The organism is Abditibacteriota bacterium, from assembly GCA_017552965.1.
Lineage (GTDB): Bacteria > Armatimonadota > UBA5829 > UBA5829 > UBA5829 > RGIG7931.
The window spans coordinates 22,151-45,652 of sequence record JAFZNQ010000112.1 but is presented as its reverse complement, the minus strand read 5'-3'; the positions used below and the strand labels follow the sequence as shown (position 1 = coordinate 45,652).

The window sequence follows — 23,502 nt, the reverse complement described above, 5'->3', positions numbered from 1 at the left end:
GGAACCAGGAGATCAGCGAGATAGTCCGGGGGCTCAAGCTCCTGGCCAAGGAAATGGACTGTCCGGTGATGGCTCTGTCTCAGGTGAACCGCAAGCTGGAGGACCGCCCGGACAAAAGGCCTCAGCTCAGCGATCTGAGAGGATGCGGCTCTATAGAGCAGGAAGCGGATATGGTACTCATGCTGCACAGGCCTTCCTATTATGACGGCAGCGCCTCCGGTGACGCCGGGCAGGACCCGGCGGAAGAGGCGAAGGTGATCATCGCCAAACACAGAAACGGCGGGACCCGGGAGGTGACGCTGGATTTCATGAGAAAATACGCCGCCTTTCGCGATCCGGCTGCAGTCGGGAACGCGCCGGAGCGGGATGCCGCCATCTGTCAGATATAAACGCCGCGCGATCAGTAAGTAAAGGAGGTGTGTGATGCAGCTGCTGGTTACCATAGCCATTGTCAGCCTGGCTTTGAGTATTTTATTTGGGAAGAAATGAGGGAGGCTCCTCTCGGGGATCATGTATCTGACGGCTTTATCTGCCGCGCGATCACAAAAGGAGTATCAAAGGTCAGGCGCCTTATCGTATAGTAGAATGCAGGACATAAAAGACTTCTGAATTCTATAGTGAGGTGATCAAAAAGTTAGGATCTTTAATGCTCGCAGAAAGAATTTGGGAACTCTTAGAGAGAACAGATAGATTCCTGAGTAGATTTGGAGATTCTAATAAACAAGGACAGTAGGTTTGTTTGCAGCGGAGGATCCGGTTTAACAAGAGGTGTTATTATGAAAAGCAACGACGCCATAAGTTTTATACTGATTCTGCTCTTTTGCATTATTACGGCTCCTGTGGGTATTGTTCTTTACTATGTTTACGTCATATGCAGCTTGATGTTTGACAGTTAAACGATATCCCGGGGAGCCGGAGACACCGACGGCGAATGCCGTCGGTGGGGTCCGCAAACCACCCCAAAAAATCTTACGATTTTTCGGGGACCCCGTAGATCTCTTACCGCCTCCTGCGGAGGCGCCGAGATGACGCGGAGTGTGGCGCCGAGATGACGTTCTGACTTGACCGCCGGGCGCCGTTCCGCCGGGATGACGCGGGGTGTGTTGCCCTGGCCGGCAAAAAGATGTCGCCTGCCGGGGAACAATTTTGGCTGCTTTGCCGTCAGCTATAAATGGAGGACCATGTTCTCCGGCAAAGAGTCTCAACAGCTTTTTGCCATGTATATAAAGGAAGGTGTGGATGTGCCCGCGTATTTTTTTTACGCTTGTTTATTCACAAAGCCCCGGCAGCTGCCGCAGCCGCTGCCCCGCTGTTCCCGCAGCGCAGCCCCACGGGCTGCAGGTTCCCGTTTTCCACCCGCCCTATGAAGGAAGTAATGTTTTATATATTCTGTATATTCATACTGTTCTGCATTTTCAGGATGCCGGGCAGCAAATAAGGAGGATCAATGATCATTTCGCGACTATCATTATACAAAGTCATCAAAGACAGATGGCTCAGGCTGCATCCCGGCGCAGAGCGGCCGGTTTTCCGGGGAGACGCAGAGGACTGCCCCTACAAGACCCGGATGAGAGACTTCTACTTCATCCGCCGGGACGACAACCTGCTCCAAAGCATGTCCCCGGACACGGAGCGCGCCTACAGAGAAGGCGACGGCGGGGAGCTGGAGGAATACGTCGATAAACACGGCAGTCTGCAGCCGCCCAAGCTGCACTCTGTCGCCAGCTCGTCTGCCCTGACCTTCAATATATTCGGCAACGGGCCCGAGGCTGTCTTCGCCGGCGATCTCAGAGAGAGCAGCGCGCATTCATATCCGCCGGCAGCGGACTCCGGGCCGGAAGGCGGCCCTTACAGGATAGAATACGAAAAAAAGCTGCGGGTCTTATGGGGCAGCAACAGGCCGGCCAATCTGGACGCTTATCTGTATGACGGAAAAAATGGCGTCTTTGTGGAGACCAAGCTCTCGGAGTGGCTGTGCGACCCGCCCAAGGTCCTCGATCACGCCTACGGCGACCCGTCCCGATATCCTGCCGGACTGTTCGAGGCTCTGGCGCCCCTCCGGAAGCGGGTCAACTCCCGAGACTTCCGGCGCCTGGACGCCGCCCAGCTCTACAGGCATATCATCGGCATTTTCAACGAGCGGTGCTATCTGGGAGGGCTCCCCGGCACCCTGAGCCGGATCACCCTGGCGCTCTGCTATTGGGCTCCGGAGCCGGAATACTTTGCCGGCACAGACATCGACCCCCGGCATTATGAGGCGGCCCGGGAGGAACTCATCGGGGACTGCGCCCTGTTTACGGACCGTCTGGCCGCCAGCTCTCCCTCGGTGTTTGACCTGTTCGGAGAAAAAGGCGTCCGGTTTGGCTTTGCCGCCATACCAGCAGACCGGCTCGCGGGGCTCCTGCAGCGGGAAGATCCGGCCGCATATTCGGAGTTCATGAAGAGATACGGAGCGGATACCGGCAGCCCTGACGGGAGCGCAGAGTGAACGCTTACTTGCGGAAAACAGGTCACAAAAGGGACTGTCTGCAAAAATAACAAATATTTTTGGCACAATTACACCTCAGGCAGTTGTTTTCTTGTTTGTCTTTATGGTATAATAATATTGCCGGAGGTTGTTTGCCCGATCATTTCGGAGAGCCGCAAGGTGTTCGGCCTCACACAGATCGCCCCTTGATCCGCAGGCGCAGTCAGGCGCTCACACAGGCGCGGTATTTCCGAAAGGCAGCTCCTGCCGGCGCACAGTCCATACATCGTTCGGCGATAGACGCCGACCGTCCGGGCCTCAGATCCCGGAGCAGCCAACTAATATGGGGAGCCCGCAGCCGGTCGTCCGGAAGGCCGGCAGCGGGAGAAGACGCCATTTTCTTCGGTCCCTTCTTGTATCCCCTGTCGTTTATGCCCGCGAGCCTGTTTTCAGCTCGGGCAGCGGAGGCGCATATGGCCAGCTTTGATCATCTATACCACACCATGAACGCCGTCCAGCTGGGACAGCCCCTTCCCCCGAAGACTGTCAGGGCCCTGGAAGAGTGGATCGGCCGAAAGAAAAAGGGCGACCGGAGGCAGGCTGTCAGCGGGCTTCTTGCGCTGCTGGATTCTCTCTGTCCCTCGGGGCTGCTGCAGGAAAAAGGGCTGCAGGCTGCGGCGCAAAAGGCCGCGCAGGATCACTATTCCGACGGCCTGGACCTGGCGGACCTGTTCGGCATCGGCGCCGACAGGGAGCTGTTTGCCCGGAAATACCGGCAGCTGATGCTGTCGGATCCGGACATGCCGGCGGCAATGGAAAACCCGCAGGGGTCCCTGCCGCTGTATGAACTGCTGTTTTATTATCGCGACAGGGCAGACTATATCAGATGGCTGTCAACCACTGCCGGCATCACGGGGTTTTCCTCGGAAAAGACGGTCTTCGGCTTCCGAAACCCGTCGGCGCTACGGGGAAAGACCGACGTCATAGACGTGGTGCTCCGGAACCGGGAGCAGATCGTCTTTCTCTGCGGCAGCGGCTGCGTGTCGGACGCCCCCCGCAGCTTTGGCATACGTATGACGGGAGACAGCGCAGACCCTCTGCTCCGCTATACTCTGGAATACACGGGACCGGAATATGAGAAGACCCGTTTCAGGCAGTTCGTGCTGCTTTTTGCGGGAGTCCTCCACAGGATACTCGACAGTCCGGCGGTGAACACGGACAACGGTCTGGCAGAAGAGGAAGAAGAGATCAACGCCCTTATCGCCGGCGGAGCGCAGGTGTATCTGGGCATCGCAGGCCCACGCAGCTTTCCCCGCAAGGCCGAATACAACGGCCTGGCAAACAGGCTCAACAGAGAGGCGGAGCGCCTGCAGAGCCGCTCGGCGGATATCACCGCGGTTTACCGCAGCCTGTCCGAAAAGCTGAAAGAGCGCAATATAGACCCGGACGAGGTCTTTCCCGCAGGGCTCAGAGGGCTGGTCCTGCCCGGGGGCGTCAACCTGCAGGTCTGCCCGGCAGTAATGGGCTATCAATAGGCCGGGATAAGGTCGGCGAGCCGGGCTGCCTGCTCTGCCGCAATGACAACGGATACAAAGGAGTATATCATGACACGTCTTAGTTTTTTGACAGCCGCAGACGCTGCGGCTCTGAGACAGGATCACAGCGCCAAATGGCTGATCCTGCGCTGCGAAGACTGCAAGGGCAAACCCGCCTCGGTACGCTTTGACATGGACGAGCTGGCGAACATCATACTGGCCGAACAGGAAGAAGTGGAGACGGCTCTGTCGTATTACGGAGTCTTCAGGAACCGCGTCAGCTTTGACGCAGAGGCCGTCAAAAGAGATATCGCCGCGAACTTCCGGAACTACAGAGTGTTTATGACCAACTGGTGCGGCGTTTACGCCATAGGACGCATAGAAGCTGTTTCGGAACGGTACGTGTGGGTGACAGCGGAGCTGTGGCTCGAAGAGACGTCCTGCGTGCCCTTCGACACCGGCCTCATCTCCGGCGCCTCCGCCGCCAGGATACTCGACTCCCGCAAAATCTTTGAAGGCGCTCACGTTTACGCCGAGCTGACCCCCGAGAGGCTGAATGACCTGGCGGTGTTCCGCCCGGAAAAGCTGGAGCCCTGCTGGCTCCGCTTTGAGGGGACCGTCAGCAGCACGGAGAACGAGACCCTTACCCTGACTGTCCCCTTTGACCTCGGGACGAAATGGATAGTGAAATGCGCCCTCGAGCCGGGAGCGCGCGTCGGAGACCGGGCGGCAGCGGAAGGCCGTCTGATGCTTCTGAAAACCAGCCGCACAGCCATCAGCACAGGCTCGGAAGACAATACTGTCACCTTTTATCTCGCAGACAGCCCCGCCCCCCGCCATCAGCATATTTCCGGGGAAACGGTCAAAAGCCTGCGGTCAGAACAATGCGGCAGACAGTTCGCGGTTTACAGCCCGGCGCCCCTCGGCGAGGTGTGCATCCCCCTGCAGGTAAAGATAGGCCGCTGCTGCCAGGAAAACGGCGAATTGGGCCTTGTGGCGCAGCAGCTCGTCGGCAGCCGCGTCTTTATGGTCTGCAAGGGCGGAGCCGGCAGGAAATACCCCTTATACGCCGTCGGGCACATAGAGGCAGCCTCCGACCGGTATATGTGGGCGATCCCCGACTTTTACACAGGCAGCATGCCCGAAGTGGGCGACCTGCTGCCCAAACGCGCGACGCGCAAGCTTAAGTTGGCCCGCCATTATTACCGCCGGGAATCAGCAGTACTGCGGGAATACGGCTTTGCGGAAATATCCGGGGCTGCCGCAGGCAGAATTATTGACCGGCTGTCCCTCGATTCGGGCAAAAAGGCCGTGAGCACCGTCCGGGAGAACGGACGGCACGCCGCCTGCGACCTGCTCTTTGACATCGCCGATATCCCCGGCTGCCCGCCGGAGAGGCTGGTGAGCGTCCGGGGCTATGCCGCAGGCTTTGGCGAACGGACCAAATGGGGCAAGGGCTCCGCGCTGACGGGGCAGGCGACCCTGACGCTGGATGCATTTTGGAGGGGATCCGGCACCCGCCTTTGCTGTGACCTCGACCCTTTCGACACGGACCTGCTGGACCTGGCCAGGGAACTGCGGCCCGGAGATCCGGCTGAGGTCAGGGGCGAGCTGCGGCAGATATCCGTAGGTCATGACGGTCTGCGCACTCTGAAGCTGAAGCTCCACGGCCTGCGGCCGGACAAAGGACAGGCGGAGGGCGATGCTGCGGCAAAAGGAGGGCGGATATGATATACACTATACCAGAAGACGCTTCGGAGAAGGCTCTGACACTGCTGAAGCACAAAGCGATCGACACGGAAATGCTGCGGGACTCTATAGACCGCCGCTACAGGCGCAAACGGTTTCACATCATGGGGCTCAAGGGCGAGGTGCAATTCCCCTTTTTTCCCGATGAACTGCCCCGGGAGTGGTTTTACGCTGCGGACGGGACCCGTATCGAGTACGAGAGGGATCTCTACAGGCTCTATGCGGACAGGGTCCTCACCTTTTCCGTGGAACCCTTGAAGGAGGCCCGTATAGAGAGGGGCGGCTTTATCCCCTCGGATATGGGGGTGCTCCGCATGAAGGTCAGTCTCGACTGCGATGCTCCTGCGAAGATCCTCACGGAAATGGTCCGCCTGTATCTGCGCGACAATTTCGGGCTTACGCAGCGGGATTATTACAACTATGAAGCAAGGGCCGAGAGCCCCAATTCCTGGGGAGTTTACGTATATCATGACCTGAACCGTTTTCTGGAGGACCCGAGGCTGTTTGCCGGGCTCATCTCCGGAGCCTGCGACGACGAATTCCCCGCAGAGACGTTTCTGTGGAACGACGCCCCGTTTTGCGGCCTGTTTGCCCAATATCCCGTCTGCGGCAGCGCCCTGAAAGCCCTCTCCGGGCATCTCGAAAAAGGGGAGCCTATGGCTCTGGTGTCCGCCTGGGGACAGGGGCCGGAGCTCCGGAACAGACAGATGACCAAAGAGCTGCAGATGCTGGCCGGTTTTGCCCGCCTTGACACGTTCTCCCTGTTCGGCTCATATGACTCCGGGGCAGAAGACGGAGACAGAGAGACTCCTCGGGAACCGGAAGACCGGGAGGCCATGCGCAGATGGATGCTGGATGAGGCATACAGCTGCCGGCTGGACCCTGTGGGCTCCCGGATATTCGGCCGGGATAATATTGACAAGGAGATCGTGACCGCGCTCTGCTCCGGACCAGAGGATGAAGAGTATCTGCACGGTCTGGCCATAGGCCTGGCGGAGAGATACGGACAGGAAAAGGTCTTGCTGGCGGACTGCCGGGGCAAGGCGCATATATACTACACCCGGGACGCCACGGACCCCTCAGGGGCTCCCGTGAGCGAAGGGACCTCATATTGCCCGGGCGATATGCGCACAGAGCCGGAAAAGGTGCTGCAGGCCTTTATGGCCCGCCCCGGGAAAAGGCTTTTCAGGATATCCGCAGACGAGCGGTACAGTGATTCCGTTGCCGATCTGTGCATAGGGGGCTATAACCGTTCCCGCGCTTTCTGGATACTGAATCCCGACAGGCTCAGGGGCATGAAGGGGCAGCCCCGGGAACAAGTCGCAGAGACAGTAAAGCAACTGAAAGGTCTGTTTTATTACTACCGTTAGCGGAATTATCCTGCTGCGGATTACGCATAAGCAATTGGTATAGGGAGGAAAGCATGGCAAGCATCAGCCCCAGGGAATTGGGGGATCGGTTTAACGCGTGGAAAGCAGAAAAAAGAAGGCGGGCGGCCTATCCCCAAGCGGTGATCCCGGACCTTTTGGATCTGCTGGACCCCTTCCGTTCCACCAAGAGCCTGAAGAAGGCCGTCAAGCCTTATCTGGCCAGGGCCGCCGAGGGAGACCACCAGGAGGCGGCAAAGGGCCTGGCGCAAGTGTTCGACATAGAAGACACGGACGCCTTTGTCCGCAAATACTGTCAGCTCATACAGGCTGACCCGGCAAACGCCGCCGCCCTGGAAAAGGCCAAATCGCTCCCTTTGGACGAGCTGCTGTATTTTCATCGGGACATTAATAGCCTGCAGCTTTATCAGAGGAACAGACTCAATACCCGGTTCACCTCCGACAAGACGGCCTTCGGCTTCCGGAACCCCTCTCCCTTCCGGGGAAAGACCGGCATGGCGGACGTGGTCCTCTGGAACAAAAGCTCCGTGGTCTTCCTCATAGCCGTGCCGGACAGCGACCAAGAAGGCCCCGCGGCCTACGCGGGCAAACGCTATTTCACCGAAGACGCCGACCCGCTGGTCCCGGAGATCCTCGGGCTCACGGGTATAAAGCAGGGCAGCAGGACCGTCCTCATGACCTTTATATGCGGTTATATCGGAGTCCTGCTGAGGCTCATAGACAGGCCCGCCCTCAACACAACGAACGGGCTCGCCCGGGAAGAAGAGGAGATCAACGCCCTTATAGCCGGAGGAGCGCATGTGTACGTGGGAGCCTTCAAAAGGCACACCACGGACAAAGCCTGGCTGAACTACAAGGACTGGGCGGACCGGCTCAACCTGACCACCGACAGCCTGAACCTGCGCGTGGAGGTGTTGGCCAGGGTCCTCGCCGACATCGCGGGGAGGCTGGAAGAGCGGGGCTTGCCCGCGGAGGACCTGGTGCCCGACGACCTGCGCAGGCTTGCCGGAGCGGGGACCCTCAGGCTGACCGTCATAGATTTCAGAGCCTCCTTCGGAGAGGTCACAGCTGATCTGGGGGACAAGGTCAAGGCCTATTTCTATGGTTCTTTTGGCGGCTATTATTTTTGACCCGGCAGGCATCGGGGCCGCCGGCGCAAAAAAAGCTCCCGCCGCCGAAAAAAACGCATTTTCCGGGTATATTTTTCCCCGCCCATGCGTATAATATAATGTCCGGCCTGCCGGCCGGAGGGCACTGTCCCGGACCAGCCAACTAATATAGGGGTGTCTGCAGCCGCAGGCTGCAGAGAAGCTGCCGATCATCCTTTTGATCCCTTTATCCCCTTTTCTTTGCGGTGCGCAGGACTCTGGTCTGCGTATCGGAGCATCACAGTCACAGTAGAATTACGGAGCCCTTCGGGCAGGCGCTGCTGCGGACGGCCTTTGCCGCCCGGCAGGAGGACCGCTTTTGACCGGGGCCCACGGATACAGGAGGCCGCGCCTATAGCGAGACACACACCATCTACCGAGTTACAGGCACCCACCTTTGCAGACCCGTCTGCAATAACGACAACTTTTTAAGGAGTATCACATGATAAACTTCAGATCCCTGACTGCCGAAGACCTGGCAGCCCTGCGGCTGGCGTCCGGCGCCAAATGGCTTATGCTCGGCTGCCGCAACAACGAAGCCGTATGCCGCTTTGACACGGACGAGATCGCGGGCGACATAGCGGACGCTCTGAGCGAAGAGCAGAACAGCCTCATAGAGAGCGGCCTGCTGCGCGACAGCGTAAACAAGCCCGACAAGAACGCCGTCAAGGCAGAGCTCCTCCGGGACTACCCTGCCTGCAGGGTGTTCATGGACGGCTCGGAAGGCATCTACGGCATAGGCCGTATAGAGGCGGCTTCGGACCGGTATTTCTGGGTAGTGCTGGATTATTATATCGAGAAGCCTTTTTCCGACTTCTGGACCCGCGACGGTTTTGTCACCAGGACTGCGGCGGAGGAGATACTGGACTGCATAGAGCCCTTTGACGGCGTCCACGTCTATACCGACTTTACCTCCGAAAGCCTTGCGGACATGGACAACCGGCTCGCAGACCGGCTGGCCCCTCAGCATTTCCGCGTGGAAGGCGCCGTCACCGGCGTACACGGGAGACGCTGCGTCATCGCCGGCGAGGACATGAGGGTCGTTTTCCATGCTGACCCCGGGCAGTCTCTCTCCGAGGGAGACTGCGTCGTCGTGGAAGGCCGGCTGGCCCGCATGCGGACCCGCATCAGCGAGGAAGAAGACGGCAAGGAGAGCCGGACCCTGGAGATCCGGCTCGCGGACTGCAGCGTCACCCCCTGCGGCGAGGCTGCGGATGAGACTATATAAAGGAGATGCTATGACACGCAACGTCACCTTCATCACCGCCGAAGATATAGATCGGCTGAGAAACGAACGCAGCGAACGCAGCTTCGCTGTCTTTTGCAGCGCCCCTCTGAAAGAGGTGTGCCTTTCCCTTGACGACAGGGGCTTCCGCAGACGCCGGATATCGGAGATCATCTGCTATGGGCAGGAGACGGACTCCGACTGGAGCGTCATCGCGCCGCAGCTGGCCGGCAGCCGGGTGTTTTTCCTCTGTCCCCTGCAAACGCGCGACACCGAGAGAAAAGCAGCCCTCTACGCCATAGGCCGCATCGAAGCCGCCTCGGACCGCTATATATGGGCTGTCCCGGACTTCTTCACCGAGGACTGTCCGGACGTGAGCTCCGCCTTCTCCGAAGACGAGGACCGCGATCTGAGTGGGGCTGGCTTCATGGAATTATCCGAAGCCGCCGCCCGCAGGCTGCTTGACGCAGCGGATAGCCTTTGCGAAGAAAAGGCCTGCAGCGCCCTCCGGTTCGAAGACGACTGGGTATCGGACGATATGGCCTTTGACCTGGGAAACGTCCCCGATCTGTCGGCAGACAGGCTCATCAGAGTCTGCGGCATAGCCGAAGACTATCGGGAACGCACCGGCTGGGACGACCGCAGAAGTTTTGCGCAGCTGGAGATCGAAGCCTTTGGCGAAGACGCCGGCGCCGTCTTTTCCTGCGTCTTCGACCCCTCGGACAGCGCCCTGCTGGCCAAGGCAAGGGCTCTGCGCCGGGGAGACCCGGTGGAGGTGTCGGGGCTGCTGACCGGGACGGACCTGAGCTTCGGCAGGCGGGCCCGCTTCGAGCTGACCCTGCACGACCTGGTCAGATCCGGGGAATAAAGGCCTGCGGAAAGGGGCGGCGTCTGCCGCCCCTTTCCGTCGCATTGAAAGGAGCGTCAAAGGAGAAGATATGAAAGAAGTACGACCCATTACACGAGAGATCATCTCGGAGCTGGCGGCGGACACCGCCCTCAAATGGATGTGTCTGCGGTGCGACAACGGGGCTCTGGAGCAGAGGCTCCCCAACACAGCCCCCTTTTGCCGGGAGCAGGCCGCCGGCCCGGAAGAAGACAGCCTCTACGCCCTCGCGGAAAGCGGCCCCATCATAGAGGATACGGGCGTCACTCTGGAAGACCGTGGATACAGGGTGTTCATGGCGGACAGGTCCGGCTCGGTGTACGGCATAGGGCGGGTGGAAGCCGTATCCTGCCGCTATATTTGGGTGGTGCTGGACTACCACTATCCCCACGCCGGCCGTCTCCGCCTGGACTGCTTTGACAGGTCCGGGGTGTGCCTTATCACCCGCCGGACTGCCGGAGCCCTGCTGCGCAAAAGCGCCGCCGGCGCCGAATACGCCGACTTTTCCTTCTGGGGCATCACCTCCCTTCTGTGCCGGGCCTTTCAGGTCAGCGCCAACGAGCTGAAGGGGGAGGCTTTCCGGGCCCGGGGCTTTGTCACATCCCTTGACACGGAGAGAGACCTGCTGCGGGTATCCTGCGCCAGGGACAGAGGCGTCAACATCACCCTCACCTGCCGCTCCGACGCGGACCTCGGCGGCCGGGACCTGTCCGTGGGCGACTCTGTGACCGTGGAGGGGCAGATCACGGGCTGCCGTTATTCCGACCACTACAGCGCCGACGCCAGGCTGGTGGTGCATATAGACGTGGATATAGCCCCCTCCCGCATCACCCCGGGACCGCCAGCGGTCCTGGATTATCTGGACCGGGGGAGGACAGGGCTATGACGAGAAACACACCCCTGACCGCCCGGGTGCTGGAGCGGCTGAAAGCCGACGGCAGCATCGTCTGGTTTCTGGTCCGGACGCTCCGGCCGGCCGGCGAGATACGCTGCCCCTTTGACGACCGCCTTGCGGCAAAGCTGAGAGACCCGGAGGCCGGACCGGCCTCCGGGGCCGAAATGGTCCGGCTGGCCCGTATGCTGCAGCAGTCCGGGCGCCTGCTCATGGCAGACGGCACGGGCAGGATCAACGCCATAGGGCATATAGAGGCTTTTTCCGACAGCCATTGTCTGGTCCTCCCGGATCATTGGGTCAACTTTTCTCTCTCCGAAGCGGAGTGGGAAGATGCAAATATGGACTTCATGAGCCGCCTCAGTCGACATTTGACGGACCCGGCCCTGCGGGACGAGACGGACAAGACGGGGCTTTTGGAGCCTCTGACCTCTGACGAAGCCGGGAAAATACTGGACATGCTGGTGCCGGAGGCCCGCGCTGCGGAGCTTAACCCGGAGCGGCGGCTGCTGCCCCGCTGGTATGACGAGTATATCCTGCCGGAGGCTCTGAACACAGCCGTCACGGGACGCATACTGTTGTCCTGTGACCTCTTCGGCGAAGACAGCGGCGCCGCCCTGCCCGTATCCGGGGAGTTTTGCCTGACTGTAGCCAGCGTCCCCGCGAATACAGAGGTCCTTATCATATGCCGGGAGCCGGACCGGCCCTCCGAGTCCGGATACGCCGCGAACAATGAGCAGGTGACCGTCAGAGGGCGCATCACCGGCTTCAACGCCGCTTATTCCCGGTGGACAGGCAAGTGGACCTTTTATCTCTGCATGGAATATCACTCAGTGACGGACGCCTTCGGCCGGAGCCTCTTCGTCTCATTTCCCGAAAGGAGCGGCTCCTGACGGGAGCCGGCGCCCGGCAGGCCTGTTGCAAAAGGCGGCCAAATGGGTTATAATGAGAAAAACACCCGGCGCCAAGGCGCCGGAGACAAGGAGTACACCCCATGAAGACCTTTTTGGCGATACTGGCAGCTTTGGCGATACTCATCGGACTTTCCGCCTGCAACGGCAAGGAAAAGCCTAACGGCGCGCCCGAGCTTGCGGGCAAACCTGAGCCCCTCCCGTCTGACAAGGCGGCGGAGGCGAAAAAGCCCCTCATTGTATATTTTTCCTGCACGGGCAACACCCGGAGAGTGGCGGAGCTCATAGCCGGCGAGACCGGCGGCGCTCTGTTTGAGATAGAGGTCTCCGAGCCCTACACCGAAGCGGACCTGAACTGGCGGGACCCCGAGAGCCGGGTGAACAAGCAGCACCAGGATCCCGCTCTGCAGGATATGGAGCTCAAGGAGAAGACAGCAGCCGACTGGGACAGCTATGACACAGTGTTCATAGGCTATCCCATATGGTACGGCGAAGCCCCCTGGGCAGTCACCACCTTTGTGAAGGCCAACGACTTCGGAGGCAAGATAGTCATCCCCTTCTGCACCTCCACCCACGTGGGCCTGGGCCAAAGCGGCAGCCTTCTGGAGCGGGCCGCAGGCAAGGGCGACTGGAAGGAGGGCATCCGGTTTGAGGAGCAGCCCGAAGAGAGCGCCGTCAGAGAGTGGGTACAGAGCGTAATGTAAACCCGGCGGCAATAGGGCCCCGGCGGACGAGTCCGCCGGGCCTTTTTTTGCGGCGTCCCGGCGCAAAAAAAACGCCGGCTGCCGCCGGCGTGGATGTGTGTGTTTATTCAAAGGAGGCCACGGTGCGCACCACGGGGTCGCTGACTGTGAACACGAAGGCGTATTCCCTCTTGTTTTTGGCTTCCTTTTCATCCGACAGAGAGTCGATGGTCAGATGTATCTCGTTCTTTTTGGTGTAGCTGACCGTGGCGGCGCCCAGCTTTTTGGGAGAGCCGTCCTTGACAAAAAAGATCACGCCCTTGTCGCCGGCCTTCACGGAGTTCCATTTGTCGGTCTTGGTGATGGTCAGCTCTCCCGGCTTCAGGGAGGTCTTGACCTTGATGGCAATGGTGCCGTCCAGAGAGTTGTCCAGATCTGCGGCCGCCTGCTTGATGAAGGCATACACGCTGTCGGTGGCAAAGGTGTTCTTGTCCTCCTTGTCGCCGCTGAGAGCCTCTATAAGCAGCACCAGCTCGTCTATGTCCTTTTTGCCGGTCACGATGCGGGTAGCGGCCTTGGAATCGTAGTACCGGGAGGTAAAATCGCTGACGTAGCGCTTTTGCTGCGCGTCAAAGACCTTGAAGGCCACCGCCAGCTCCACGGTCTCGCTGCCGTCGGAAAAAGAGTTCCACCGGTTGGTGGCGATCCGGGGGATGATGATATACCTGGCTCCGGCGCCGGCGCCCAGGGCTGCCAGATCGTCGTCGTCCATGGCGTTGTAAAAGTCGGGGCTGTAGCCCAGCCTGGAGGCGGTGGACTTGACCTTGTCCGGATCGGCGAACTCAAAGCCGAAGCCCTTGGCGAGCACCGAGGGAAAGGACGAGTTGAAGACCGCCTTCACGTTGGTCAGATATCCGTCCCAAAAGCCCTGCTTGCCGCTGTCGGGGACCCCGAAAAGAATAAACGTGCTGTCTGCGGCGCTCACGCCCGCAGCCAGGCCTATCACAAACAACATCAAAAGCAGTTTTTTCATGTCTGTATCTCCTTTTGCTACTCCATCTAAATGATACCATTTCCCGGCGTTTTTGGCAATCTGCGCCGGCGCCGCCGGGCCCCTCCCGTCCCGGGTTTGCCAAAAACCTTTTTCTATGATAAAATATAATAGCAGCCAAAAATCACATCCACAGGCATACACAGCTTTATCATGAAAAAAACCTTGATACTCGCCGCCTCCGGCGCCGCCGCCGGACTTCTGGGCGGACTACTTGGCATAGGCGGAGGCACGGTGATAGTGCCCATGCTGGTGCTGCTTCTGGGCAAGCCGCAAAAAAAGGCTCAGGGCATCAGCCTGGTGTGCGCCTGCCTTATCGCTGTATTTGCCCTGACCCGCTACGCCTTTCACGGCCACGTGAGCTGGTCCTTCGGCATGTTCATCATAGCCGGCGGGATAGCCGGGTCTTTCGTCGGGTCCTGGATAGTGAAGCGTATCGACACCCGCCTTCTGAGGCTGCTGTTTATCTGCCTGCTGTTTCTGACGGCGGCAAACATCATCTACTCCGGGGTCACCGGGCAGGGCCTTTTCGGCCTGCGCCCCGCTCCCGAGGCAAACCCGGCCCTGTATGCCCTGCTGGTCCTGCTGGGGGTCGCGAGCGGCATCCTGTCCGGGCTGCTGGGCATAGGCGGCGGCATTGTGCTGGTCCCCTGCATGCTCCTTCTGGGAGTGGAGCAAAGAACGGCTCAGGGCATCAGCCTGCTGTGCATCATCCCCACCTCGGTCACCGGAGTCATACTCCAGTCCCGCTGGGGCAACGTGGATCTCGCGGCGGGCCTCATAGCCGGAGCTGCGGCGGGCGTCTGTTCCCTTGCCGGCTCCGACCTGGCGGCCCTGGCCGACTACAAGGCCCTGCGCATCATTTTCGGGATATTTCTGCTCATAGTCACAGGACTTATGATAAAAACTCTTGTTCACAAACAGGGAGGTTCTTAATGGCTCACAAGCCCTACGACCCCCAGGACCCTACCACGGTAGGACTGGTCAAGCTAAAGCAATTCACCTTTGACAGCCTCACCCTCGAATCGGGGGAGGTCTTCGGCCCCGTGACGGTGGCCTACGAGACCTACGGCAGGCTGAACGATCAGAAGGACAACGGCATACTGATATTTCACGCCCTGACGGGCGACGCCCACGCCGCCGGCTACCATTCCCCTCAGGACCGGGACCCGGGCTGGTGGGACGAGATGATAGGCCCGGGCAAGGCCTTTGACACCAACAAATACTTCGTGATCTGCACCAACATCATAGGCGGCTGCCAGGGCTCCAGCGGCCCTTCGTCCATAGACCCGGCCACGGGCAGGCCCTACGGCATGAGATTTCCCATAGTCACCATCAGGGATATGGTGGCCGCCCAGAAAAGGCTGCTGGACTTTCTGGGCATAGAGAAGCTGTTTGCCACGGCCGGAGGCTCCTTCGGAGGCATGCAGCTGCTGCAATTTGCCGCCGACTATCCCGACATGATGGATCTGAATATACTGCTGGCGGCCACCGCTTCGGTGGACCCCAGAGAGATAGCCTTTGACTGCGTGGCCCGCAACGCCATCATGAACGACCCCAACTGGAACAACGGGGACTACTACGACAGGGAAGAGCAGCCGGTCCAGGGCCTCAAGACCGCCAGGATGATCGGGCTCATACAGTATTTTTCCGAGGAATACATGCGGGAGCGCTACGGCAGGGACTTTCAGAAGAAGGAAAAGCCGGACTTCAACTGGGACATAGAGTTTTCCATCGAGGGCACTCTGGAATACAATGCGGGCCAAAAGTTTTTTGACCGCTTCGACCCCAATTCCTATCTGTATATCACCAAGGGCATGGACTACTTTGACCTGAACCACCACTACGGCAGCATGCGGAAGGCCTTTGAACGGACCGAGAGCAAGTTCCTGGTGATATCCTTCTCCTCGGACTGGCTGTTCCCGCCGGCCACCATGAAAAAGATAGTCTCCGCCCTCCGCCGGGCGGGCAGAGACGTCAGCTACACGGAAGTGGAGACCAACAAGGGCCACGACGCATTTCTGGAGGAAGCCGAGATACTCACGGGCCTTCTCTCCAACTTTATGGAGCACGCCATATGATGAACAGCCTGGAAAAACAACGCTTTGAGGTCATACGGGGCACCTACCCCTATATACTCGAATTGGTCAACGAGGGCTCCAAGATCCTGGATCTGGGCTGCGGCGAAGGCCACCTTATGCAGCTGCTGCAGGACGTGCGGCACTGCCACTGTCAGGGAGTGGAGCTGAACTCCAACCACGTGAACGAATGTGTGAAAAAGGGCCTTTTCGTATATAACGACGACCTGAACACGGGCCTGGCGGACTATCCGGACAAGCGCTTTGACTACGTGATCCTCTCCGACGTATTGCAGACCCTGCCGGACTGCCGCAAGACTCTGCTGGAGGCCGCCCGGGTGGGCCGCAGGGTGATAGTCACCACGCCCAACTTCGGCAACATATTCGTCCGTCTGCAGCTGCTGTTCACCGGCAAGATGCCCAAGAACAAGAGCATGCCCTATGAGTGGTACAACACGCCGAACATACATTTTTCCTCCTTTGCGGACTTTATGGAGCTGTGCAAAAACAACGACATCACGATCGAAAAGGCCTTTTATCTGGCCGAGCAGGGGGGCAGCCAGAAGATGCTCCGGGTGCTGCCCAATCTGAGGGGCAACACCGCCATATACGTGGTATCCAGAGAGGCCCGGGATGAATAAGCCCGCCACCATAGGCCTGTTGGTATTGCTGGCGCTCATCATCATATTCGGCAAGTTTCACAACCAGATGTTTCCCCGCCACGCCGGCTCCGGCCCCTCCCGGGTGACGGTGCGCGTCCCGGCAAACTGGATCTATTCGGGAGGCACCGAGGACTACGCCTTTCAGCTCATCATCCCCGGCAAGCGGCTGGCGGAGCCCGCGGGCTTCATCACCGCCAAAAACATCCCCGGGGCGGACCTGAAGGGCTACGTGGACCAAAACACCAAGGATCAGGAGAAGACCGCCAAAAAGGACTACCGGGAAAAGACGGCCCGGGATCTGTGGCTCTGCACCTACACGGCGAAGGACAGCCGCAAGGAGGCCAGAGCGACGGAATACGTCATCGCCGGCCCCCGCTCTTTGTGGCACCTGGTGGGCGTGTTTGACGAGAGCTGGTTCAGGGAGCACGGAGAGACGGCCCGGGACTTCGTCAAAGGCTTTGCCCGGGAGAACCTGGGGGTTGACATACCGCCGCTGCCGGAGCAAAAGCAGCAGAAAACCGAGGAACGACAATGAAAGACATGAGCTATTGTCTCGGACAGGGAGGAGGCACGGACCCGAAGATAACGCCGGAGGAAGCGCGTCTCTGGAAGTCTCTGGGCGCCACCTCCGTGGAAAGCTACGTCACCTGGCAGTCCGCAGAGGACGCCGGCAGGGACCGGTGGGACTGGTCCGTGTGGGACTCCGTGGCGGAGACCCTGAAGGCAGCGGGCCTTGGGTGGGTGCCCTTCCTCATAGCCGGCCCCGCCTACGCCACCCCCGCCTGGTACCGGGAGTCGTTGGGGACCCCCTGCCGCTGCGCGGAGCACGGCACAGACAGCAAGATAGAGAGCCTGTGGTCCCCGCGGATAATGGAATACGCGGAGCGTTTTATGAAGGCCTTTGCCGGGAGATACGACACCGGCGGCCTCATAGAATCGGTGCTCCTGGGCATACAGGGCGACTACGGCGAAGCCATCTACTCCGTGTCGGGAGGAGGCTGGACCTTCGAACTGCCCGGCGAATACCACAACCACCTGGGCTTCTGGTGCGGCGAGGAGCCGGCCCGGGAAGCCTTCCGCCGGCATATAGTCTCAAAATACGGGACTCTTGCCGCGGTCAACAAGGCCTGGAAGACCTCCTTCACCGACGAGAGCGGCATCGCCTACCCCTTTGACAGCGAGGAGAGCAAGGCAGACCTGATGCGCAGGCTCCCCGGAGACCCTCATCTCCGCCGGCGCTGGCTGGACTTTGTGGCATGGTACCGCCTCTCCATGACCGAATATGCCGGCAAATGGATGGAGGCCGCCCGCCGGGCGTTTCCGGACAGGCAGATATATCTGTGCACCGGCGGCATATCCCTGCCGGAAATGGGCTCCGACTTCAGCGCTCAGAGCAGAACAGCGGCCCGATACGGCGGCGGAGTGCGCATCACCAACGAGGGCTCGGACTACGCCTCCAACTTCACGGTCACCCGCCAGGTGGCCACGGCAGGCAGGTATTACGGCGCATATTTCGGCTTTGAGCCCGCCAGCGTCGAAAACGAGACGGGAGTCGCCGCCCGCATTTACAACGCGGCCGCCTCCGGAGCGGACCAGCTCCACGACTACGCCTACAACATGAGCGCCAAGAGCATGCAAAAGGCCCAGCGGCAGAGCATAGGCGCCCTGCAGAAGCGCAGCCCCGCGGCGCCGGCGGCGGTGTTTTACCCCTCCGTCAGCCTGGCCATATCCCCCTCGGACTGGTATCAAAGGGCCGCCAGGCTCAGAGGCTTTACCGACTATGACATGCTCTGCGAGACCCTCATCGCCGACGGCGCTCTGGAGAAATACCGGATACTCATCGCTTTCGACGAGCCCTGGATGGAAGAAGAGACCGCACGGGCCATCACCGAATGGACGGAAAAGGGCGGCCGCCTGCTGTGGATAGGCAGGGAGTTTTCCCGGACCGTGGAGGGCAGGGCCGTCGTCTTCAGGGACGCCGTCCGGGTGAGCGGCTTTGAAGACCTGGCCGGGCCTTTGGAAAAGCTTTTGTCCGAGACACAGACCTGCTGGCACGCCGTGACGGACAACGGCGTGTATCTGACACAGATCGAGCCCGGCAGGTATCTCATATTCAACCCGTCGTCCGCCGACAAGGTGGTATTTCTATACAAAAACTGGCTCATGCAGACCGTCTGCGCCAGGGCGGGGGCTATAACCGACTATGTTTTATAACGCCTTTTATTTGCTTTTCCTGTGCGTCGTCCTGACGCTTTTTGCCGGGCAGGTCTGCGCCGCCCCTGCAGAGAACGCCGATCCCCTGGAGGGAGCCGCCGGCCTGTGGCACTTTGCCGGCGGAGCGGGCAGCGTGACGACCCCCTTTGACCACGAGATATCCGGCGGCGTGGAGTTTTATCCCCTGCCCGCCGGCGAAGCGGAGGAGTCCCGCAAAAGAGGCGGCGACGGCAACGCCGCCCTCCTGCAGGGCGGATACCTGCTTCTGAATACCTACAGGGCCCGCCGCTTCAGACCCGACGGGGATGAGCTGACCTTATACGTCCGGGCCCGGCTTGAAGGCCCGCCCCAGGAGGGCACCTTCTTCTATTCGGACTTTCTCAGCCTGGGGGTCTATCCCTGCGGGACCAAAAATCTGGCCGTGGCCTTTATCGGAGCCCGGGTCCCCGGGGGCAAAAACTACCGCGAGGTGCCCCTGGCGCTCCTGAGAGGCGAGGGCTGGACCGACCTGACGCTTACCGCGGGGAATGGCAGCATCGCTTTTTGGCAGGACGGAGTCAGGCTGGCCTGTTTTCCTCTCACCCACGGCCTCGCGGCCCCCTTCGATGACGATCTGGTGCTGGGAGGCTTCAGGTGCCTCAAGCCGGACACCTATGAGACCGGCGAGCCCTTTGCCCGTTTTCGCGAGGCCGCCATTGACACCGCGGCCCTGTGGCACAGGGTCCTGGAGCCGGCCCGCATATCCGCCCTGTGCGGCGGCAAGCGGCTTTCCGTCAAGTCCCCGGACCGTTTTGACAAAGCAGTGGCCGCCTGCAACGCTTTTTACGACGCCTCCTGCCGCAGATCCGAAGCAGATTGCCGGGACGCCTGGAAGGTGATGGCAGACCTGGCGGCGGAGGACCCGGCCAGGCCCCTCTGGCACCTGACCCAGCCCTTCGGGACCATCTTCGACCCCTGCGGCGCCTTTTATTACGGCGGACGGTATCACGTGTTTTCGTATCACAGCATACGCTACACCCTGAAATATTCGTCTCTGGACCACTACGCCTCGCCGGACCTGCTGCACTGGACCGGCTTGCCCATAGCCCCCATGACGGATGCGGACTGCGACGTGTTCTGCATATACCTGCTGAATCACTTCATCGACGATAAGGGAGACCTGAGGGCCCTTTACACCGCCCAGGGCAAGAACGGCAAGACCGGAGTCCTGGCCCGGTCCGACGACGGCATGCTGTCCTACACGGACAAGCACACGGTCATCGGCAAATACCACCACGACGGACACGTGTTCCGGCACAACGGCGTCTGGTACACCATCACCTCCAGGCTGAGCAAGGGCATGCGGCCGGGCAATCTGGGAGACCCTGTCATGCTGTGGTCCTCCCCGGACCTGGAGAACTGGCGGGAGGAGGGCGAGATATTCTGCGCCCGGAAGGACAACGGCACGGGAGGCTTTATGGAATTCCCCTACCTGCTCTTTTACGGAGACAGGGACGTGCTCATACTGGGGGGACATCCCGTAAAATACTGGGTGGGCCGCTTTGACTGGGAGACCCTGAAATTTATACCCGAGCATGAGGAGGGCATGCTGCTGGACGTTGTAAGCAGCTTTCACTGCTTCAACCCCCTGTGCGTGGACGACAAGGGACCCGGCGGCTCGGAGCGCCGGCTGATAATGGCCCTGTTTCCGGGGCTGAACAACTCCGGGCCGGGACTGCTGCCCTGGGCCTGCTGCCACGCCATGCCCCGGGTGCTGACCTTCAACGGAGAGCGGCTCTGCCAGGAGCCGGCGCCGGAATTCGAAGCCCTCAGAGGACCGGCAACAGACACCGGGACCCTGACTCTGCGGGGGGAATATACGGCGGCAACGGAGTGCAAGGCCCTGGAAATGTCAGTCAGCTTTCACAGCCTCAAAGGCAGGGCCGGCCTCAGGTTTCTCCTTGAAGACGGCTCGGAAGCGGTTGCCGGGCTGGACCCTGCCGACGGCTCCGTCGGTATCGCCGGCGCCGCCTCCATGACCGGCTCCGGCCCGGGTTATTTTTCTGCGGGAGACAGAGCCGACCTCAGGATATTTGTTGACAGACAGCTGCTGGAGGTGTTTGTGAACGGGCAGACCTGCACCACATCCCTCAACAGCGGCATAAGGGAGATCAGGATATTCTCCGATGACACAGCTCCGCTGTCGGCCACAGTATGGCAGCTGTCCGGCAGCGCGCTCTCAGGCGTCCCGCTTTCTGACAGGTGATAACATGAAAAGCTCTGTATTGATATTACTTATACTGGCATGCTCCGTATGCCTTTTTGCAAAGGATGCAAATATGAAAAACCCCCGACACACACTGGACTACAAGCAGGAGCCGGTCTTGACGAGAGACTGGCGGACGGCCTGCGAATTCAGAGGCTTTTTCGGCGAGCAGGCCGAGAACCTGAAGGACAACTGGGCAGCCACTCTGGAGAAGCAAAATCCCTCCATGCTGGAGCTGTTCCGCAAGAGAGAGGAATGCCCCGAGGTCCTGCCCTGGTCCGGCGAGTTTCCCGGCAAGTTCCTCCGGAGCCTGGTGTATCTCCGGCGCATGGCGGGAGACGAGGAGCTGAGGGAATACATCTACGGCTTCGTGGGCAGGATCATAGACCTGCAGGCGGACAACGGCTATCTGGGAGTCTGGTCCAAGCCCTATCAGCTCACCGGCATAGGCCACAAGTCCATATGCGGCAAGGTGAGCTGGGACCTGTGGAACCACTACCACATCATGCACGGCATGCTGCTGTGGTACGAGGACACCGGGGACCAAAGGGCCCTCGACTGCGCCGTGAAAATGGCCGACTTGGTGTGCGAGAAGTTTCTCGACGACCCCATCCGCCTGGCCTGGACGGACTCCGGCTACTGCAACTGGGCCATAGGCCACTCCATGGCGTATCTGTATAAGATCACCGGGGACGAGAAATACCTGAAGTTCTGCCAAAATATGATCGACAAGGTGTTCCCGGACCCCCACTTCAACCTGAATTTTCTCAACCGCGCCCTGGCCGGCGAAGCCTGGTATCAGAACAACGGAGCGGGAGGCATCCGCTGGGAGGCCCTGCACTCAGCCCTCATCATCCCGGAGATGTATTTCCTCACGGGCAACGAGGACTACAGGACCGCCACTGAAAACATCTTCCACGGCATAGCCCGGTATGACCGGCACAACAACGGCGCCTGGACCAGCATGGAGCAGGCCAACGGCAACCCCTGGGACGTGCGCAGCGAGGAGACCTGCTGCACCATAGCCTGGGAGGCTCTGGGAGTGGAGGCTCTGCGGGCCACCGGCAATTCCCTTTACGCCGACGAGCTGGAGGTGACAGTCTGCAACGCGGCTCTGGGCTTTTTGTCCCGGGACGGCCGGTGGACCAGCTACAACACCCCCATGGACGGCATGGTGGTGCCCTCCGACCCCAACCTGTGGGAGGCCGCCCGCAACAACGGCATAGACTGCTGCACGGTGAACGCCATCAGGGGGCTGGCCATAGTCACCGACTGGGCCCTGATGTCCGGCAAGGAAGGCCCGGCCCTCAACTGGTACGGGGACAGCGTCCTCACGGGCTATTACAAGGATATGCCCGTGACCCTTGAGGTCTCCGGCGGATATCCCCGGAACGGCAGCGTTTCCATAGCCGTGAGCCCCGGCAGCGAGGCCTCCTTTACCCTCTCCCTCAGGATCCCGAGCTGGAGCCGGGAGACCTCCGTGTCGGTGAACGGCCGCAGCGTGAAGGGAGTCAAAAGCGGCGGGTATCTGAAGATAAAAAGAGACTGGCAAAAGGGCGACCGCATCGACATCGGCTTTGACATGAGCCTCAGATATCAGACGGGCCATGAGGAGTCCGAGGGCAAGGTGTGCATATACAGAGGCCCCGTGCTCCTGGCCCTGCAGAAAAAAAGCCCCGCCGACTACGCCCGATACGGGGAAGACTGGCAGGAATGGCTGAGAGCCAGACACCTGCCCTATTTCCACGGCCTGCGCTCGGTGAAGCCAGGCAGCCGCATCAGATATGAGTTTGAAGGAGACTACTGCGCCTGGACCTACAACAGGTTCAACGACGCCGGTATCGCCGACGTGTATATAGACGGCAAATTGGCGGACACGGTGGACCTCTACAGGGAAGGGGTCGATGCCGGAGACCTGTTCGGCTACAACCAGGGCCGCAAGGACCTGTTTCTCTCCACAGTGTGGGAAAAGGAGGGCCTGGGCCCCGGCAGGCACACTCTGGAGATAGAGGTGACAGGCCAAAAGCAGGAGGCCTCCCTGGACTGCGCGGTGAACGTCATAGAGTTCCTGGACCGGCGCTCCGCCCCGGTCATAGACGTCAGCGCCCTCAAAAACGCTGTGGTCAAGGATGATCCGGAGGGCACTCTGGGGATCGCGGTGCAGCTCAGAGACACGGATGGGAACACAGTCACCCTCACGGACTATGACAGCGCCGCCGAGACCGGCTCCTTTTTCGCCACCTGGATCAAGGGGACAGGCCAAAAGGATATGCCCTACGAAAAGGGGAACCCCTTCAGGCTCGACAAATAGACGGCATACGGCCGGAAGGAAGCTCCTTCCGGCCTTTTTCTTGCCGGCCCGGCCCCG

At 60.3% G+C, this 23,502-nt stretch carries 19 protein-coding genes; 18 read left to right on the top strand and 1 reads right to left on the bottom strand.

Features of this window, described 5'->3' with window-relative positions:
* The 11 genes from IK083_09160 to IK083_09110 all read left to right on the top strand — a co-directional run.
* Nucleotides 1-389: DnaB-like helicase C-terminal domain-containing protein (locus tag IK083_09160; protein MBR4749719.1), on the top strand; the 389-nt coding region annotated here is incomplete at its 5' end.
* A 1,058-nt stretch (nucleotides 390-1,447) separates the two neighbouring features.
* Complete coding sequence (locus tag IK083_09155; GenBank protein MBR4749718.1) at nucleotides 1,448-2,488, top strand: hypothetical protein; 1,041 nt, start codon at nucleotides 1,448-1,450, stop codon at nucleotides 2,486-2,488.
* 452 nt (nucleotides 2,489-2,940) lie between these two features.
* Nucleotides 2,941-4,002, top strand: coding sequence for a hypothetical protein (locus tag IK083_09150; protein ID MBR4749717.1), 1,062 nt, complete (start codon nucleotides 2,941-2,943; stop codon nucleotides 4,000-4,002).
* Nucleotides 4,003-4,071: 69 nt separating this feature from the next.
* Nucleotides 4,072-5,733, top strand: a complete 1,662-nt coding sequence (locus IK083_09145; protein MBR4749716.1) for a hypothetical protein — start codon at nucleotides 4,072-4,074, stop codon at nucleotides 5,731-5,733.
* Nucleotides 5,730-7,121 (top strand): hypothetical protein, encoded by a 1,392-nt coding sequence (locus IK083_09140; GenBank protein MBR4749715.1) that lies wholly within the window; start codon nucleotides 5,730-5,732, stop codon nucleotides 7,119-7,121. Before IK083_09145 ends, IK083_09140 begins: the two co-directional genes overlap by 4 nt.
* A gap of 53 nt (nucleotides 7,122-7,174) precedes the next feature.
* On the top strand, nucleotides 7,175-8,269 hold the full coding sequence (locus IK083_09135; protein MBR4749714.1) for a hypothetical protein: 1,095 nt from the start codon (nucleotides 7,175-7,177) through the stop codon (nucleotides 8,267-8,269).
* Between the two features lie 460 nt (nucleotides 8,270-8,729).
* Entirely contained in the window at nucleotides 8,730-9,515 is a 786-nt protein-coding gene (locus tag IK083_09130) for a hypothetical protein (protein MBR4749713.1), read from the top strand.
* Nucleotides 9,516-9,525: 10 nt separating this feature from the next.
* Complete coding sequence (locus tag IK083_09125; GenBank protein MBR4749712.1) at nucleotides 9,526-10,380, top strand: hypothetical protein; 855 nt, start codon at nucleotides 9,526-9,528, stop codon at nucleotides 10,378-10,380.
* 70 nt (nucleotides 10,381-10,450) lie between these two features.
* Nucleotides 10,451-11,284, top strand: a complete 834-nt coding sequence (locus IK083_09120; GenBank protein MBR4749711.1) for a hypothetical protein — start codon at nucleotides 10,451-10,453, stop codon at nucleotides 11,282-11,284.
* Nucleotides 11,281-12,183 (top strand): hypothetical protein, encoded by a 903-nt coding sequence (locus IK083_09115; GenBank protein ID MBR4749710.1) that lies wholly within the window; start codon nucleotides 11,281-11,283, stop codon nucleotides 12,181-12,183. Before IK083_09120 ends, IK083_09115 begins: the two co-directional genes overlap by 4 nt.
* Before the next feature lie 101 nt (nucleotides 12,184-12,284).
* The gene (locus IK083_09110) at nucleotides 12,285-12,905 is read left to right on the top strand and encodes a flavodoxin (GenBank protein ID MBR4749709.1); all 621 of its coding nucleotides are present in this window, start codon (nucleotides 12,285-12,287) and stop codon (nucleotides 12,903-12,905) included.
* 103 nt (nucleotides 12,906-13,008) lie between these two features.
* Here IK083_09110 and IK083_09105 read toward each other — a convergent pair whose 3' ends face one another.
* The gene (locus tag IK083_09105; protein ID MBR4749708.1) at nucleotides 13,009-13,917 is read right to left on the bottom strand and encodes a hypothetical protein; all 909 of its coding nucleotides are present in this window, start codon (nucleotides 13,915-13,917) and stop codon (nucleotides 13,009-13,011) included.
* Between the two features lie 171 nt (nucleotides 13,918-14,088).
* Between IK083_09105 and IK083_09100 the strand changes: the two genes are divergently transcribed.
* The 7 genes from IK083_09100 (at nucleotide 14,089) to IK083_09070 (ending at nucleotide 23,445) form a co-directional block, all read left to right on the top strand.
* On the top strand, nucleotides 14,089-14,871 hold the full coding sequence (locus IK083_09100; GenBank protein MBR4749707.1) for a sulfite exporter TauE/SafE family protein: 783 nt from the start codon (nucleotides 14,089-14,091) through the stop codon (nucleotides 14,869-14,871).
* On the top strand, nucleotides 14,871-16,016 hold the full coding sequence (locus IK083_09095; GenBank protein MBR4749706.1) for a homoserine O-acetyltransferase: 1,146 nt from the start codon (nucleotides 14,871-14,873) through the stop codon (nucleotides 16,014-16,016). The genes IK083_09100 and IK083_09095 overlap by 1 nt, the downstream gene beginning before the upstream one ends.
* Entirely contained in the window at nucleotides 16,013-16,654 is a 642-nt protein-coding gene (metW, locus tag IK083_09090; protein MBR4749705.1) for a methionine biosynthesis protein MetW, read from the top strand. Before IK083_09095 ends, metW begins: the two co-directional genes overlap by 4 nt.
* Nucleotides 16,647-17,210 (top strand): hypothetical protein, encoded by a 564-nt coding sequence (locus IK083_09085; protein ID MBR4749704.1) that lies wholly within the window; start codon nucleotides 16,647-16,649, stop codon nucleotides 17,208-17,210. Before metW ends, IK083_09085 begins: the two co-directional genes overlap by 8 nt.
* Nucleotides 17,207-18,889, top strand: a complete 1,683-nt coding sequence (locus IK083_09080) for a family 14 glycosylhydrolase (GenBank protein ID MBR4749703.1) — start codon at nucleotides 17,207-17,209, stop codon at nucleotides 18,887-18,889. The genes IK083_09085 and IK083_09080 overlap by 4 nt, the downstream gene beginning before the upstream one ends.
* A gap of 10 nt (nucleotides 18,890-18,899) precedes the next feature.
* Nucleotides 18,900-21,134 (top strand): glycoside hydrolase family 32 protein, encoded by a 2,235-nt coding sequence (locus tag IK083_09075; GenBank protein ID MBR4749702.1) that lies wholly within the window; start codon nucleotides 18,900-18,902, stop codon nucleotides 21,132-21,134.
* A 73-nt stretch (nucleotides 21,135-21,207) separates the two neighbouring features.
* A complete protein-coding gene (locus tag IK083_09070) occupies nucleotides 21,208-23,445 on the top strand; it encodes a glycoside hydrolase family 127 protein (protein ID MBR4749701.1) in 2,238 nt (745 codons plus the stop codon).
* Nucleotides 23,446-23,502 lie beyond the last annotated feature (57 nt).